The sequence below is a fragment of the Amycolatopsis sp. NPDC043889 genome (assembly GCF_056435645.1).
In genome coordinates this window covers 1-14,495 of sequence record NZ_JBWKEC010000010.1, presented here as the reverse complement: position 1 = coordinate 14,495, position 14,495 = coordinate 1, and the positions used below count along the sequence as shown (strand labels likewise).

General features: G+C 67.9%; 15 protein-coding genes. 9 read left to right on the top strand and 6 right to left on the bottom strand.

Annotation, left to right across the window (positions count from 1 at the left end):
• Positions 1-37: 37 nt before the first annotated feature.
• The 3 genes from AC0685_RS20150 to AC0685_RS20140 all read right to left on the bottom strand — a co-directional run bounded on the left by AC0685_RS20150 (position 38) and on the right by AC0685_RS20140 (position 3,720).
• Positions 38-1,666 (bottom strand): ABC-F family ATP-binding cassette domain-containing protein, encoded by a 1,629-nt coding sequence (locus tag AC0685_RS20150; protein WP_478226929.1) that lies wholly within the window; start codon positions 1,664-1,666, stop codon positions 38-40.
• Positions 1,667-1,738: 72 nt separating this feature from the next.
• Positions 1,739-3,427, bottom strand: a complete 1,689-nt coding sequence (locus AC0685_RS20145; RefSeq protein WP_478226928.1) for a ribonuclease J — start codon at positions 3,425-3,427, stop codon at positions 1,739-1,741.
• A gap of 50 nt (positions 3,428-3,477) precedes the next feature.
• Positions 3,478-3,720: a DUF2795 domain-containing protein gene (locus AC0685_RS20140; RefSeq protein WP_478226927.1), complete on the bottom strand. Its 243-nt coding sequence runs from the start codon at positions 3,718-3,720 to the stop codon at positions 3,478-3,480.
• 167 nt (positions 3,721-3,887) lie between these two features.
• Between AC0685_RS20140 and AC0685_RS20135 the strand changes: the two genes are divergently transcribed.
• The 4 genes from AC0685_RS20135 (at position 3,888) to AC0685_RS20120 (ending at position 7,624) form a co-directional block, all read left to right on the top strand.
• Positions 3,888-4,331 (top strand): MerR family transcriptional regulator, encoded by a 444-nt coding sequence (locus AC0685_RS20135; RefSeq protein ID WP_478226926.1) that lies wholly within the window; start codon positions 3,888-3,890, stop codon positions 4,329-4,331.
• A gap of 14 nt (positions 4,332-4,345) precedes the next feature.
• A complete protein-coding gene (locus AC0685_RS20130) occupies positions 4,346-5,119 on the top strand; it encodes a phosphatase PAP2 family protein (RefSeq protein WP_478226925.1) in 774 nt (257 codons plus the stop codon).
• The gene (locus AC0685_RS20125) at positions 5,116-5,892 is read left to right on the top strand and encodes a hypothetical protein (RefSeq protein ID WP_478226924.1); all 777 of its coding nucleotides are present in this window, start codon (positions 5,116-5,118) and stop codon (positions 5,890-5,892) included. Before AC0685_RS20130 ends, AC0685_RS20125 begins: the two co-directional genes overlap by 4 nt.
• A gap of 118 nt (positions 5,893-6,010) precedes the next feature.
• Positions 6,011-7,624 (top strand): peptide chain release factor 3, encoded by a 1,614-nt coding sequence (locus AC0685_RS20120; RefSeq protein ID WP_478226923.1) that lies wholly within the window; start codon positions 6,011-6,013, stop codon positions 7,622-7,624.
• A gap of 27 nt (positions 7,625-7,651) precedes the next feature.
• Here AC0685_RS20120 and AC0685_RS20115 read toward each other — a convergent pair whose 3' ends face one another.
• Positions 7,652-8,065 carry a MerR family transcriptional regulator gene (locus AC0685_RS20115; RefSeq protein ID WP_478226922.1) on the bottom strand — a complete coding sequence of 138 codons (414 nt, stop codon included), beginning with the start codon at positions 8,063-8,065 and terminating at the stop codon, positions 7,652-7,654.
• A gap of 415 nt (positions 8,066-8,480) precedes the next feature.
• Here AC0685_RS20115 and AC0685_RS20110 point away from each other — a divergent pair, with 415 nt between their 5' ends.
• Together AC0685_RS20110 and AC0685_RS20105 are read left to right on the top strand one after the other, a co-directional pair.
• A complete protein-coding gene (locus AC0685_RS20110; RefSeq protein WP_478226921.1) occupies positions 8,481-9,746 on the top strand; it encodes an MFS transporter in 1,266 nt (421 codons plus the stop codon).
• A 108-nt stretch (positions 9,747-9,854) separates the two neighbouring features.
• The gene (locus tag AC0685_RS20105) at positions 9,855-10,265 is read left to right on the top strand and encodes a VOC family protein (RefSeq protein WP_478226920.1); all 411 of its coding nucleotides are present in this window, start codon (positions 9,855-9,857) and stop codon (positions 10,263-10,265) included.
• Between the two features lie 60 nt (positions 10,266-10,325).
• Here the strand turns inward: AC0685_RS20105 and AC0685_RS20100 are convergent, their stop codons facing one another.
• Together AC0685_RS20100 and AC0685_RS20095 are read right to left on the bottom strand one after the other, a co-directional pair.
• Entirely contained in the window at positions 10,326-10,739 is a 414-nt protein-coding gene (locus AC0685_RS20100) for an SgcJ/EcaC family oxidoreductase (protein WP_478226919.1), read from the bottom strand.
• Positions 10,739-11,938, bottom strand: a complete 1,200-nt coding sequence (locus AC0685_RS20095) for an MFS transporter (protein WP_478226918.1) — start codon at positions 11,936-11,938, stop codon at positions 10,739-10,741. Before AC0685_RS20095 ends, AC0685_RS20100 begins: the two co-directional genes overlap by 1 nt.
• A gap of 98 nt (positions 11,939-12,036) precedes the next feature.
• On the opposite strand from AC0685_RS20095, the gene AC0685_RS20090 reads away from it, so the two are divergent.
• The 3 genes from AC0685_RS20090 to nhaA all read left to right on the top strand — a co-directional run bounded on the left by AC0685_RS20090 (position 12,037) and on the right by nhaA (position 14,241).
• Complete coding sequence (locus AC0685_RS20090) at positions 12,037-12,690, top strand: TetR/AcrR family transcriptional regulator (protein WP_478226917.1); 654 nt, start codon at positions 12,037-12,039, stop codon at positions 12,688-12,690.
• A gap of 60 nt (positions 12,691-12,750) precedes the next feature.
• Complete coding sequence (locus tag AC0685_RS20085; RefSeq protein WP_478226916.1) at positions 12,751-12,900, top strand: hypothetical protein; 150 nt, start codon at positions 12,751-12,753, stop codon at positions 12,898-12,900.
• Positions 12,901-12,990: 90 nt separating this feature from the next.
• Entirely contained in the window at positions 12,991-14,241 is a 1,251-nt protein-coding gene (gene nhaA / locus AC0685_RS20080; protein ID WP_478226915.1) for a Na+/H+ antiporter NhaA, read from the top strand.
• Positions 14,242-14,495 lie beyond the last annotated feature (254 nt).

Below are 14,495 nucleotides of genomic sequence, written 5' to 3'. Positions count from 1 at the left end.
ACAGAAGAGTCGCCGGTCATTTTCGGCGCCGGACCGGTCAGGCGAGCTGGACGAGGTCGAGGTAGTCATCGGACCAGTGGTCCTCGGTGCCGTCGGGGAGCAGGATGACCCGTTCGGGCGTGAGGGCTTCGACAGCGCCCGGATCGTGGGTGACGAGCACGACCGCGCCCGGATAGCGACGTAACGCGTCGAGGACCTGCTGGCGACTGGCCGGGTCGAGGTTGTTGGTGGGTTCGTCCAGCAGCAGCACGTTCGCGGCGCCGCAGACCAGTCCTGCCAGCGCGAGGCGGGTCTTTTCCCCGCCGGAGAGGGTTCCGGCGGGCTGGTCCAATTGTCCGCCGGCCAGCAGGAACGCGCCGAGCAGACTGCGTAGTTCCGGAGCTGAGGCCTCCGGGGCCGCGTGGCGCACGTTCTGCCACACCGTGGCGTCGGGGTCGAGGGTTTCGTGTTCCTGGGCGTAGTAGCCGATGCGTAGCCCGTGGCCGGCGACCACCTCGCCGCTGTCGGGATCTTCCTGTCCGCTGAGCAGACGCAGCAGCGTGGTCTTTCCGGCGCCGTTGAGCCCGAGCACCACCACCCGGGAGCCTCGGTCGATGGCGAGGTCGACACCGGTGAAGATCTCCAAGGAGCCGTAGGACTTCGACAGTCCCCTTGCTGTCAGCGGGGTTCTTCCGCACGGCGCGGGTGCGGGGAAGGCGATCTTGGCGACCTTGTCGGAGCGTCGGGTCTCGTCGAGGCCAGCGAGCATCCTGTCGGCGCGTCGCACCATGTTCTTCGCCGCGGTGGCCTTGGTGGCTTTCGCGCCGAGCTTCGCGGCTTGCTGGTGCAGTGCCGAGGCTTTCTTCTCCGCGTTCGCGCGTTCCCTGCGTCGGCGTGCTTCGTCACCGGCGCGGGCGGAGAGATAGCGTTTCCAGTCCATGTTGTACACGTCGACCTCGCCGCGCACGGCGTCGAGGAACCACACTTTGTTCACCACGTCGGCCAGCAGTTCCACGTCGTGACTGATCACGACGAGGCCGCCGGTGTGGTTGCGCAGGAAACCGCGCAGCCACGACAGGGAGTCGGCGTCGAGGTGATTGGTGGGCTCGTCCAGCAGCAGTGTGGTGCCCGAGGGCCCTCCGGCGCCGGTCTCCGACGCGGCGAACAGGATTCGAGCCAGTTCCACGCGGCGGCGCTGCCCGCCTGAGAGGGTCCGCAGGGTCTGCTCCAGAACACGGTCGTCGAGGCCCAGGTTGGCGCAGATTCGGGCGGCGTCGCTTTCGGCCGCGTAGCCGCCGAGCGCGGAGAAGCGCTCTTCGAGTCGTCCGTAGGCGCGCACGGCGTTGTCCCGCTCGCGCTCGCTGGCCAGTTCCGCCATGGCGGTCTGGGCTTTCGTCATTCCGGTGAGCAGTTCGTCGAGCCCGCGCGCCGAGAGCACCCGGTTTCGCGCGGTCGTCGACAGGTCGCCTTCGCGGGGGTCCTGGGGCAGATACCCCGGTTCGGTCGCGGCGTGGACCTGCCCGGCGTAGGGCATGCCCTCACCTGCGAGCACGCGCAGGGTGGTGGTCTTCCCGGCACCGTTGCGCCCGACCAGTCCGATGCGGTCGCCCGGCTGGACGCGCAGCGTGGCATCGGACAGCAGGACGCGTGGGCCCGCACGCAGTTCGAGGTTGGTCGCGGTGATCACACCGAACTCCCAGGGGATCGGAGAAGTGCAAATACTGATGAGCTGAGCCGGTGCTCGAGGGCTGATCGCGATTCAGGCGTCGATGATGACGGGGATGACGACCGGCTGACGGCGCAGCGTCTTGCGTGTCCAGCTTTCGGTGGCACGCACGATCCGTCGTTCGAGGTCAGCGTTGGCGGTGACGTTGCGTTCGGCTGCTCCGGCGAGAATCTTTTCCAGGACCGCTCCGAGGGTGTCGAAGGCGGAGTCGTCGTGCGCGAACCCGCGGGCTATGTAGTCGGGCTCCTCGGCCAGCAGCCCGGTGTCGCGGTCGATCAGGGTGATGACGGTGAGCACACCGTCCTGGCCAAGAGTGCGGCGTTCGGCCAGGGAGTCTTCGGTCAGGACGCCGACGGTGTGGCCGTCGACATAGACCTCGCGAACCGCGACCGCACCGACGGCCGTGGCACGGCCGTCGCGCAGATCGATGACGTCGCCGTTGCCCGCGACAAGCACACGGTCACCAGCGATTCCAGTACTGCGGGCCAGATCCGCGTTCGCCTTGAGGTGCCGTGCTTCGCCGTGCACCGGCAGGACGTTGGCCGGACGCACGATGTTGTAGCAGTAGACCAGTTCCCCCGCGCTCGCGTGACCGGACACGTGCACTTTGGCGTTTCCCTTGTGCACGACGTTGGCGCCTCGCCGTGTCAGACCGTTGATGATGCGGTAGACGGCGTTCTCGTTGCCGGGTATCAGCGAGCTCGCCAGTAGAACGGTGTCGCCGTCACCGACATCGATGGTGTGCCGGCCGCTGGCCATCCGCGCGAGCGCGGCCATCGGCTCCCCTTGCGATCCGGTGCAGATCAGGGTCTGTTCGACCTCCGGAACACGGTCCAGCTCACCGGCCTCGACGATCAGCCCGTCGGGCGCGGTGAGATATCCCAGTTCGCGGGCGACACCCATGTTGCGGACCATCGATCTGCCGACGAAGGCCGCCTTCCGGCCGTGGGCGTGGGCCGCGTCGAGGATCTGCTGGATGCGATGCACGTGGCTGGCGAAACTGGACACGATGATCCGGCGCGGCGCGGTGCGGAACACGGCGTCGATGGCAGGCGCCAGCTCGCGTTCGGAGGTGGTGAAACCGGGCACGTCGGCATTGGTGGAGTCCACGATGAACAGATCGACACCCTCCTCCCCGAGGCGGGCGAACCCGCGCAGGTCGGTGATGCGTCTGTCCAAGGGAAACTGATCCATCTTGAAGTCACCGGTGTGCAGGACCAGACCCGCCGTCGTCCGCACCGCGACCGCGAGACCGTCCGGGATGGAGTGGTTGACCGCCAGGAACTCCAGCGCGAACGGGCCGCGGTCAAGCCGGTCCCCTTCCCGGACTTCGACCGTGGTCGGGGTGATGCGGTGCTCGGCGAGCTTGGCGGACAGGAGACTCAGGGTGAGCCGGGAACCGATCACGGGAATATCGGGTCGCTCCCGCAACAGGTACGGCACCGCGCCGATGTGGTCTTCGTGCCCGTGCGTCAGCACGATCGCCTCGATGCCGGGGAGCCGGTCCCTGATCGCGGACCAGTCAGGCAGGATCACGTCCACCCCGGGCTGATGCTCCTCGGGAAAGAGAACCCCGCAGTCGACGACGAGCAGCGCTCCCCGATGCTCGAACACGGTCATGTTCCGGCCGATCTCACCGAGCCCGCCGAACGCGACGATACGCAAGGCATCGTCGGCCAGGCTCGGAAGCGAGACGACCGGAGGGCGATCCACAGAATTCATACTCTCACGTTACGGTAGGGTTTGACTGCGCCGCGTGGGCCGGGGTCCAGTCAGTCACCAAGCGGCACCTCCGGCAGGTGATCCCAGAGGTCGCGAACGTGGCCGAAGGTGCGCACGGGGAGCCGATCGAGCAGTTGCAACACCTCGTCGCGACTTCCACGTTCGACCGCCGCGGCGACGATCTCCTGTTTCGTCGCCGACGAATCGACAAAAGCGCCACTCACGGCGTCGATGATCTCGATCCTCGTCACTTCAGCCGCGTGTTTCTCGCTAAGGTCAGTCACATCGCGCACACTACCCTGACGTTAGGGTAGGGTCGCGAGGGCGGCCGGTACTTCCGCGGGCACTGCCCCGACGGTGGCCGCGGGTCGCGTTCAACCCCCAGCGCGACGTACCGGCCGTCACCCACAGCCCACCTGCCGCGGTGGCGGCCGATCGCGGGCAGGGAAGGAGACTCGATGTGAGCGACCACATGCAGATCGGCGAGGTCGCCGAGCGCACCGGCCTGTCCCTGCGAACGATCCGGCGATACGAGCAGGTCGGTCTCGTCACCCCCGACACGCGAAGTCAGGGCGGGTTCCGGCTCTACACGGCGGCCGACGTGGACCGGCTGCGCCTCATCCGGCAAATGCGGGCGCTCGGCTTCGACGTCGAGGAGATGCGGGACCTCATCGCCCTGCTGCCACCGGATACGACCGGGTCCGAGCTGGCGCGTGAGCAGCGGCTCACGTTGCTGCACGATTTCAGTGTTCTCACCGATCATCGGTGCGCTGATCTGCGCGCCAGGCTCGATGCCGCGTGCGAATTCGTCACGACCTTGCGTGAACGCCGGGCCGCGCTCGTCGCCGACACCCACGAGGACAAGGTGCGCCACAGCCTCGTGACAAGACAAGGACACGGTTGAGCACATCGAATCCCATGGTCGAGATCCCCTCGATAAGCGTGTCGTGGTACCGCGAGATGACCGAGTTCGCCATGGCCATGCCCGCCTGGGCGCGACTCATCACCGCAATCGGGACCGACGTCGTCCTCATCGCGTTAGCCGCCAGAATGGTGTGGTCGTGGTGGCGCGCGCGACGGGATGACACCAGCGCGCTGTCCCTGACTCTGCTGGGCCCAGTCGCCACCGTGGCGGCGTATGCGGTGAGCGAGGGGATCAAAGCCGCGCTACAAGAGGAACGCCCCTGTCGTTCCTTGTCACAGGCGACGATCGTCGCCTGTCCCGTGCAGGGTGATTGGTCGTTTCCCAGCAACCACTCGGTGATCGCGGGCGCCGCCGGGGCCGCGGTCGTGCTTGCCCGCCACTCCGCCGTGTTCTGGGTCGTTCCGACAGCGTTGCTCGCGGCGGCATCGCGCGTGCTCGTCGGCGTCCACTACCCACACGATGCGGTGGCCGGCCTGGCATGTGGTGTAGGCATCGCACTTCTGGTCATGCTGCCGCTGCAGAGGCCGATGGCCCGGCTTGTCAGCCATCAGCGCTCGCGTCAGCGCTACCAGTGGCTCATGGCGGCGCCCCGAGCGCAGCACGTCAACGACGACAGGAGACCCGCCATGACCGGTAGCGATCCCCCGACCGTGCACACGAGAGAAATGGCGCTGGCGAGCAGCCGAACCGTTGAATCGCCCGCGGAGCCCGAACCGGCCGGCCCACCCCGGCCCGCACAGGGACGAAACGAGGACGGTTCCCGATGACGATCCGACTGCACGTGGCCTGGTCCGACGCCGGACGCAACCGCCACCTTCATCTTCAGGCCATCACGCGCGCCGTATCCCTGCTATTGAAGGCCGAGCCGGACCATGCGGTGTGGCCGCCGGGCATCGGGTCCGGCCGTGTCGCGGTCGTCCGGGGCCACGACCGCGACAGCCGCCAGGTCCGCGACGCCGTACGCGCGGCCGTGCTCCATCACGAGTGGTCACTGCTCGATGTGCCGGCAGTGCCGGAGTTCGGCCGGATCCCTGTCGCCGGTGACATCCGTTTCGTGGTCGCCGGACATATGTCCCTGCTCGCCGCCGCTCGGCGGTGCGCCGCCTTCTGGCGGTGCGGGGTGCTCACTCCCGCCACGGCCGCGGCGATCGCGACCACGGAGACTCTCACCCTGCAGCCGACTCCGGCCGCAGCCATCTCCACCTCGTTCGACTGGTACGACCATTGCGCCGACAGCTGGACACTCACGGGCGACATCGGCCTCCGCCCGGCCACCGGCGAGTGGACACGAGCCACCGATGTTCTCCTGGGCCCGAGCGCTGAAGGACTCCTCGTCACGACGTCAAACGACGACACCGTCCAGCAGATACGTGAGCCACTGACGATCCAGATCGAGCACTCCACCAGCGGGACGCTCGACGGCCACCAACAGACGTTTCCCAGCGGGGAATACACCTGCGCACCCCAGACTGCTCGGTTCTACCAGCTTCTCGGACCCGCCGAACAGGCCTGGGATTCCGACGGGAAGCCGGTGAGGTGAAGGATCACCTCACCGGCAGGTGCTCCCGTCATGAGCAGACCCAACCTACAATACTCTAACGTGAGGGTAGATTCTGGGTGTCGGGAGAAACCCTTGATCGAGACCCGGAGGAGCGAGTGTGACGACAGGTAACGCAGTCCAGGCCGAACGGTCCGAGGTGGTCGCCGAGGCGGGCCGTCGCCGGACGTTCGCGGTCATCAGCCACCCCGACGCCGGCAAGTCGACGCTGACCGAGGCGCTGGCGCTGCATGCCCAGGTGATCTCGGAGGCGGGCGCGGTGCACGGTAAGGCCGGACGGCGCGGGGTGACCTCGGACTGGATGGAGATGGAACGCGCACGCGGGATCTCCATCACCTCCGCCGCGCTGCAGTTCGTCTACGGCGACACCGTGATCAACCTGCTGGACACCCCGGGGCACGCGGACTTCTCCGAAGACACCTACCGGGTCCTCTCGGCCGTCGACTCCGCCGTCATGCTGCTCGACGCCGCCAAGGGCCTGGAGCCGCAGACGCTGAAGCTGTTCGACGTCTGCCGCTACCGCGGGATCCCGGTGATCACCTTCATCAACAAATGGGACCGGCCCGGCCGGGAAGCCCTGCAGTTGTGCGACGAGCTCACCGACCGGATCGGCCTGCAACCCATGCCGCTGACCTGGCCGGTCGGGACGGCCGGACACCTGCGCGGCGTCCTCGACGTCTCGAACGGGGAGTTCGTCCGGTATCGCCCCACCGCCGGCGGGGCGACCGTGGCGCCGGAGGAGCGGTTCAGCGCGTCGCAAGCGGCGACAGATCTCGAGACCGAGTGGGCACAAGCCGAGGAGGAGTCGGAGTTGCTGCGCTCCGCGGGAGGCGAGTTCGATGTCTCCCGGTTCTTCACCGCCACCGCGACCCCGGTGCTGTTCGGCGCGGCCGTCCGTAACTTCGGTGTCCGCCATCTGCTGGATCTGCTGGTCGAGCTCGCGCCGCGGCCTGCACCGCGCGCGGACGCCGACAGCCGGATCCGCGCCTTGGACGCGCCGTTCTCGGCGTTCGTGTTCAAGGTCCAGACCGGAATGGACCCCGCGCACCGCGACCAGGTGGCGTTCGCCCGGGTGTGCTCCGGGGTGTTCGAGCGCGGCATGGTCGTCACCAACGCCACCACCGGCAAGCCCTTCGCCACCAAATACGTGCAGCAGGTGTTCGGTCAGCAACGCTCCACAGTGGACACCGCCTATCCCGGAGACGTCATCGGGCTGGTCAACGCCACCGCGCTGCGAGTGGGCGACACGCTGTACTCCGGCAAGCCCGCCGTGCGGTTCCCTGGCCTGCCCAGCTTCGCGCCCTCCCATTTCGCCGTCGCCCGGCCCACCGACCTCGGCCGTGCCAAGCAGTTCCGCAAAGGGGTCGAACAACTGGGCGCGGAGGGTGTGGTCCAGGTGCTGCGCTCGGACCTGCGCGGTGACGCCGCGCCGGTGTTCGCCGCCGTCGGGCCGATGCAGTTCGAGGTCGCCGCGCACCGGATGGCCGCCGAGTTCGGCTCACCGATCCGGCTGGAACCTCTGTCCTATCAAGTGGTCCGGCGCCTCGCCGAGCCCGGCCAGCGTTCCATCGTCGACAACGGACGGCGCAGCGAAGTCCTCGCCCGCCTCGACGGCACCGACCTGGCCCTGTTCGCCGACGAACTGGCCATGCGGGTCATGCTGCGAGGCAATCCCGAGCTGGTGCTGGAATCCTTGGTCGCGGAAGGCGGCTGAGCAACGTGTCAACCGTGTTCAGCGGGATTATTTTCCTGCTGCGGCCGGGCGTTTCCGCTGGGGGCGGGTGGTTGTGAGGTGGGAGCGCAGCAGTGCGGCGAACTCCTCGGCGATGGCCAGTTTCGCCCGCAATTCCTCACATGCCTTCTCGGCGGTCTCGCTGAACTCCGCCAGCCGGGCGGCCGGGTCCTGGATGTCCGGGCTGCCGGGGGCAGGGTCGAGGATCGCGAGCAGGTCACGCATCTCCTCCAGCTGGAACCCCAGTGGCTTCATGCGCTTGATCAGCTGCAACCGGTCGATGTCCGGCTCGGTGTAGAGCCGGAACCCGCCCTGGCTGCGCGCGCTGGGAACGACCAGCCCGACTTCCTCGTAGTACCGGATCGTGCGCAGCGACAGCCCGGTGCGCTCGGCCACCTCGCCGATCTGCATCTGCTCGCCCACACCGATTCCTTCCTTCGACCGAGTCATCCACGATAATGCACGCGACGGCCCGGCTACGACGCCTTCAACAGTACTCTCACGTAACAGTATTGCCGCAGGTGACAGCAGCCCGCTCCCGACGAGCGGAACCTCACCCGAATCGTCGGCGAGACGTCCATCACGACGGCGGCACGAGCCGACCGCGCACCGCGCTACCGTGATCATCGCCCTGGACACGGCCATGCGCCCAGGAACCGCAGGCGCCTGAAGGCTGCGGTACCCGGTGTGGCGATCAGCACGCCGTGCCGGACCACCCGTGCGGAGCCCGACAGCTCGCACCATCGGCCGACCGAACCGTCTCCGAACCTGCCGGAGCACCGCCGCCACCGTGCGGTCAGTGTGCCCGTGCCCGGCCACGACCAGGAAGGATCACTTCGTGCCCACCGGCCCTGCTCCCGCCGTGGCGTCCACCGTTCCGGGGCGGGCGCACTTGCCCCGGGTGATCGCCGCGGCCTCGGTCGCGCTCGCTCTGACCGCACCCGGGCAGACCGCGGCGGTGTCGGTGTTCGTCGACCCGATCATCGCCGACCTCGGCGTGTCCCGATCCGCGGTCTCCACCGCCTACCTGATCGGGTCCCTGTCCGGCGCGTTCGTCATGCCCTTCCTCGGCCGCCTGATCGACCGCTACGGGCCCCGCCGGATCATGGCCGCGATCGCGGCCTGCTTCGGCGCCATCCTGATCACCGCGACCGCGGCCAGTGAGATCACCGGACTGACCGCCGCGTTCATCGGCATCCGGATCGGCGGCCAAGGCGCCCTCAACCTCGTCGCCACCACCACCGTGGCCATCTACGTACACCGCCGCCGAGGCTTCGCCATCGGAGTCGCCTCCGCGGTCGGCACCGCCGGGATCTCCCTGGCGCCGATGCTGCTCGAACGGCTGATCGCCGACTGGGGTTGGCGCTCTGTCTGGGTCGCCGAGGGATTGGCCGTGTGGATCCTGGTCATTCCGGCCGCCCTCTTCCTGCTACCGCGTCGGCCTCCCACACCCCCGACCGGCGACGAGGCGATCGAGGCTTCGCGTGGGAGCGCTCTGCCGCCGGTGGACTGGACTTTGGGCCAGGCGATGCGCACCGGCATGTTCTGGGTCGTCACCGCCGGAATCGCCGTGTGTGCCCTGGTCACCACCGGGCTGAACTTCCACCAGCAATCCCTGCTCGGCGAACGTGGCCTCACCGCCACCGAAGCCGCCGCGACCTTCCTGCCCCAGACCATCGCCGGCCTGATCGCCACCTTCGGCCTCGGCTGGCTCGCCGACCGCTTCTCCGACCGCGTCCTGATCATCACCACCATGGGCACCCTCGCCCTCGCCACCGCCGGAGCGGGCTGGCTCAGCCCAGGATTCACCGCCGTGCTCTACGGTCTCGCCCTCGGCGCCTGCGGCAACGGCATCCGCACCCTCGAAGCCGTCGCCTTCCCCCGCTGCTTCGGCTTGCGCCACCTCGGCGCGATCCGCGGCGTGGTGCACTCGGTCACCGTCGGCGCCTCCGCCTTCGGGCCCCTCCTGCTCGCCCTCGGCCGCGACCACGCCACCACCTACCGCCCCATCCTCTACGCCATGACCGCACTCCCCCTCGCGGTCACCATCGCCGGAGCGCTCGTGCGCACCCCGCCACCGGTACCCCGTGCTCGTCAAGCGTGACAGCGACAGGGAATCGCCTTTAGGATCGTCGGCACGGCATCGCACGTCGGTTACCGGCTGGGTGAGGCGCGGAGGTGCCGGTGACATGCCCGTTGGAGGCATCGCACTGTGTCAGCACAAGTCGAACTGAACCACACGATCGTTCCCGCACTGGATCGCCAGAAATCCGCCGAATTCCTGGCACATATCCTCGACGTGGAAATCGGGACGGCCTGGGGACCATTCCTCCCGATCGAACTGAGCAACGGCGTCCGGCTGGACTTCGCGACCATCCCGCCCGAGGACGTCAAGCTCCAGCATTACGCGTTTCTGGTGCCAGAAGAGGACTTCGACGGCATCCTGGAGCGGATCAAGCAAGCCGATATCGGCTACTCGGCCGACCCCCAGGGCACCCAGCCCGGACAGATCAACCACAACCACGGCGGCCGTGGCGTGTATTTCCTCGATCCCGCAGGCCATGGCCTGGAAGTCATCACCCGCCCTTATGGCTGGGATTTGACCGAAGCCGCAGAACGCTAACGCGGATACCGTGCCGGGACGTGAGTTGCACGTCCCGGCACGGGCTCCGCCTTCCGGCCGTTACGCGGCGACCGCGGTGTTCTGGATGGCCGCGACCCACCACTGTCCATCCTTTTTGGACAAAGTCCAGGTACCGATGTTGCTGCGCGTGCCGTGCTCGGTTTTCACCGGCTGCCGGACGAACGCGAGAGCGACGCCTGCCGCGGGGAAGGTGATGCGGTCGATCTCGTACCAGGTGCGGATGCCTTCGGCATGGTGTTCCAGCCGCTCCTGGTGATAGGCGTGGATGTCGTCCCAGCCGGTGAACCGCACGCCGTTCACCGCGGTGAAGACGATGTCGGCGGTGAACCGGGCATCGAACTTCGCCGCGTCGTGTTCGGCGAACGCGGCCTCCAGCTCCGCGAAGATCGCGGTGATCGCGCGGATGTCCTCCTCGCCGCCGGGGATGTCATGGGCGAGCGGGCGAACCGTCATCAGGACTCCTTCGAATACGTCACGGATGCTGAAACCCTCGTGGCCAGCAGGATGAGCAACACGATGCCGGCGAGACCGGCCGCGGCGAGGAACCCGGTGGTGATCGTGGTCGCCCCGATCAGCGGCCCCAGCAGCAACGGGGAGCAGAACTGCCCGGCGAACGATCCGGTGGCCGACAACGCCACCGTCTGTCCCCGCAACTCCGGCGGCGCGGCCTCCCCGACCAGCACGGTCAACGCGGGAAAGGCCAGCCCGTTCCCCAGCCCGAACAGCATCGGCGCCACCGCGATCACCGCGGGCGTGTCCGTGACGCCGAGAAGGACGAACGTGCTCACCCACAACGCCGCCGACACGCGCAACAGGACGTCGTAGCCCAGCCGCGCCTGGACTCGCGCATACAGCAGCCCGACCACGCTCATCGCCACCGCCGAGCCCACGGTGAACAACGAGACCAGGAACGGCTCGGTAACCCCGACCTGCGCCAGCCGCTGCGGCAAGAACACCGCCAGCGCATACATCAGCAGCGCGGTCGTGATCATCAGCCCGTACAAGCCCAGCAGCGCCGGACGTGCCCGCAGCAGCGCGAGGACACCTCCGGTCGCCGTGCGCTCCGACGTCTGCGGGCGGGAGTTCGGCAGCGCCAGCAGGGTCGCGACACCCAGCGGGACACCGACCAGGTAGACCGCGAACGCGGCGTGCCAGGAGACTCCGCCGACGGCGCCCGCCAGCAGAGGCCAGACCAGCCCGCCCAGGCTCGTGGTGGTCGAGCGCCAGCCCATCACCCGATCCCGCACCGGCCCGCGATAGAGCGCCAGCAGCGCGACCGTCGTGCCGCTGAACACCGTCGCCGCCCCGACGCCGAACACCAGGCGGCTCGCGATCAGCACCGGATACGAGGTGATGAACAACCCCGCACCACCCGCGAGCCCGTAGAGAACCAGCCCGCCGGCCAGCACCGGACGGACACCGAGACGGTCGATCAGCCAGCCCACCAGCGGGCTGGACACCGCGATCGCCAGCCCGTGCGCCGTGATGATCAACCCGGCGGCCGTGCCGCTGACACCGAGATCGGTCCGGATGACTTCGAGCACCGGCATCACCGTCGATCCGGCCATCACCCCGAGCGTCGACCCGAACAGCAACACCACCAACGCCGGGCGGTTCCCCACCGCGTGCTCGACCGGGGCCGAGGTCGTCATCCGCACACCTCCAGCTACTCAGTGCAAAAGTACACTCAGTTGCAATTGTTCTCCAGTGTCGTTTGATTCCGAGATGCGTTCGGCTACGCTGACCAGCGATGACGACTCCGATCGACCGCACGCTCCCGCTGCGCGAGCGCAAGAAGCTGCGTACACGCCGCGCGCTGGCCGACGCCGCCTTGCGGCTGTTCCTGGACAGGGGCTTCGACTCCGTCACCGTGGATGAGCTGGCGGCCGAAGCGGAGGTGTCCAAGCGCACCTTCTACGCCAACTACACGTCCAAAGAGGACGCCGCCCTGTCCGCGGAACTCGAACTCTGGGACGCCTATGTCGCCGAGATCAACGCTCGGGACCTCCAAGGTCCCGTTCTCACCGCACTGCGCGAGTCGTTGAGCTCCGCGCTGTCAGGCCTCGGAGAGGACTGGGCACGCCGCTTCCTGCCCACGCGCGGACTCGCCGCCCGCACGCCCGCGCTGCGGAACCACAGCGTGCTGCTGTCCATGCAGGTCCAGGACACCCTCGTCGAGATTCTCGAAACCAAACTCGGAATCGACAGCCGCGACGACGTCCGTCTCCGGCTTCTCGGCGAGTTCGCCCTCAGCTCTTGGCGCTGTGGAGCCAAAAACTGGATCCGTACCCTGCGCGGCCACCACGACTTCGCCAAAGCCGGCGGCATCGACACACTCGTCCAGCGTGTCGAGGAAGCATTCGACGCGATACCGGACAGTTTGACGCTGACCACTCAGGCCTGAAGAGAACAGCGGCACGGTTGTTAGAGTTGCGTCAAGACAGGTAGACGGAAGGAGACGGTGATGTCCAGCCGCTTCTCTTCGACGGTCTTGCGAGTTCTCGCCTCTGCCGCGGCACAGCTGGAGCAGCTGGAGCACCGGCCGATCGGCACGAACGGCTACGTCAGCACGTGGGGCGCGATCACCAGCGTCTGCCCACCGTACGAGCGCTGAGCCGACCGCTCCCCCGCGGCGGCCTGCCATCGGCGGAATAGCCGATGCGCGCCATGCTCCCTTCCGCATCGTCACGGAGACGCTCTCTTCATGCTTTCTGCTTCCCGGATCACCCATGCCCTGCGTTCTGACGCGGTCAGCGGTTCCTTGCTCATCGGTGCCGCCGTACTCGCGCTGGTCTGGGCGAACTCGCCGCTCGCCCCGGCCTACGAATCGTTGCGTTCCTTCACCATCGGGCCAGATGCCCTCCACCTCAACCTGTCGGTCGAAACATGGGCCGCGGACGGACTGCTGGCCGTCTTTTTCTTCATCGTCGGCAACGAACTCAAACAGGAGCTCGTCCACGGCGAACTCCGTGATCCCCGCCGCGCCGCGCTACCGATCGCCGCCGCGCTCGGCGGAGTCGTCGTGCCCGCGTTGGTGTTCCTCGCCGTGAACGCGGCCACCACCGGCGAAGAGATCGGAGGGTGGGGAATCCCGATGGCCACGGACATCGCCTTCGCCCTGGCCGTGCTCGCCGTGATCGGCAAACACCTGCCCAGTCCATTGCGGACGTTCCTGCTCACCCTGGCCACCGTGGACGACATGTGCGCGGTCCTCATCATCGCGATCGCCTACACCAGCGGCCTGAACCTCATCGCCCTCGGCGCCGCCGTGGCAGGGCTCGCGGTCTTCGGCTACCTGCAGAACGGCACAGGTCGAGCCGTCACGTGGATGCGGGCGCGCGTGCCAGGACGGCTGTTGTTCGGTCCGCTCGCGGTCGCGATCTGGGCCTTGATGCACACCTCAGGCGTACACGCCACCATCGCCGGGGTCGCCATGGGACTGCTCATGCGCACCCGCCCCCGCCTCGGCCAGACCATTTCTCCTTCCCACCGCACGGAAACGGCGCTCCGACCGTTCTCCGCCGGCATCGCGCTACCCGTGTTCGCACTGCTGTCGACAGGCGTGTCCCTGACCGGCGCGGGCGGTTTCTGGACCTCCACCATCACATGGGGAGTACTCGCCGGACTCCTGGCCGGGAAGTTCGTCGGGATCTTCGGAGTCTCCTGGCTGACCGCCCGTTTCACCAACGTCCATCTCAACCCCCGGCTCGCCTGGACCGACATCGCCGGAATCGGGATCCTCGGCGGAATCGGCTTCACCGTCTCCTTGCTGATCGCCGAACTCTCCTACACCGACGACACTCACCTGACCGACGCCAAAGGCGCCATCCTGCTCGCCTCGGCCGCTTCCTCGATACTCGCCGCCGCCGTACTCGGACGCCGCAGTAGGCACCACCGCAGGCTCGCGCACCCCGCTGGCGACCAGACGGAGCCGGCAACGCCGACACAGACATAAAACCCATGCACCGCATCCCCTCAACCTGCCGAGGTCGCCAGACCATCCTCTGCGCGACGGAGGTCTGGGGGCATGTTCTGCTGGATCCGCACTCTCCTCGGCCACCGCCACGACTTCGCCAAAGCCGGCGCCGTCGACACACTTATCCAACGCGCCAAGGGGGACTGTAACGCGAACGGTGTTTCCGGCCGTGGTTGTCAGTAGGTCTCAGCGCCCGGCCAGCGGTCACTGAAGGTGATCGAGAAAGCGTTCAA

Coding starts and splice junctions, on each gene's coding strand:
- AC0685_RS20145 (WP_478226928.1), bottom strand. CDS start 3,427: ATGAATTCTGTGGATCGCCCTCCGGTCGTCTCGCTTCCGAGCCTGGCC.
- AC0685_RS20130 (WP_478226925.1), top strand. CDS start 4,346: ATGGTCGAGATCCCCTCGATAAGCGTGTCGTGGTACCGCGAGATGACC.
- AC0685_RS20125 (WP_478226924.1), top strand. CDS start 5,116: ATGACGATCCGACTGCACGTGGCCTGGTCCGACGCCGGACGCAACCGC.
- AC0685_RS20100 (WP_478226919.1), bottom strand. CDS start 10,739: ATGACGGTTCGCCCGCTCGCCCATGACATCCCCGGCGGCGAGGAGGAC.
- AC0685_RS20095 (WP_478226918.1), bottom strand. CDS start 11,938: ATGACGACCTCGGCCCCGGTCGAGCACGCGGTGGGGAACCGCCCGGCG.
- AC0685_RS20090 (WP_478226917.1), top strand. CDS start 12,037: ATGACGACTCCGATCGACCGCACGCTCCCGCTGCGCGAGCGCAAGAAG.
- AC0685_RS20085 (WP_478226916.1), top strand. CDS start 12,751: ATGTCCAGCCGCTTCTCTTCGACGGTCTTGCGAGTTCTCGCCTCTGCC.
- nhaA (WP_478226915.1), top strand. CDS start 12,991: ATGCTTTCTGCTTCCCGGATCACCCATGCCCTGCGTTCTGACGCGGTC.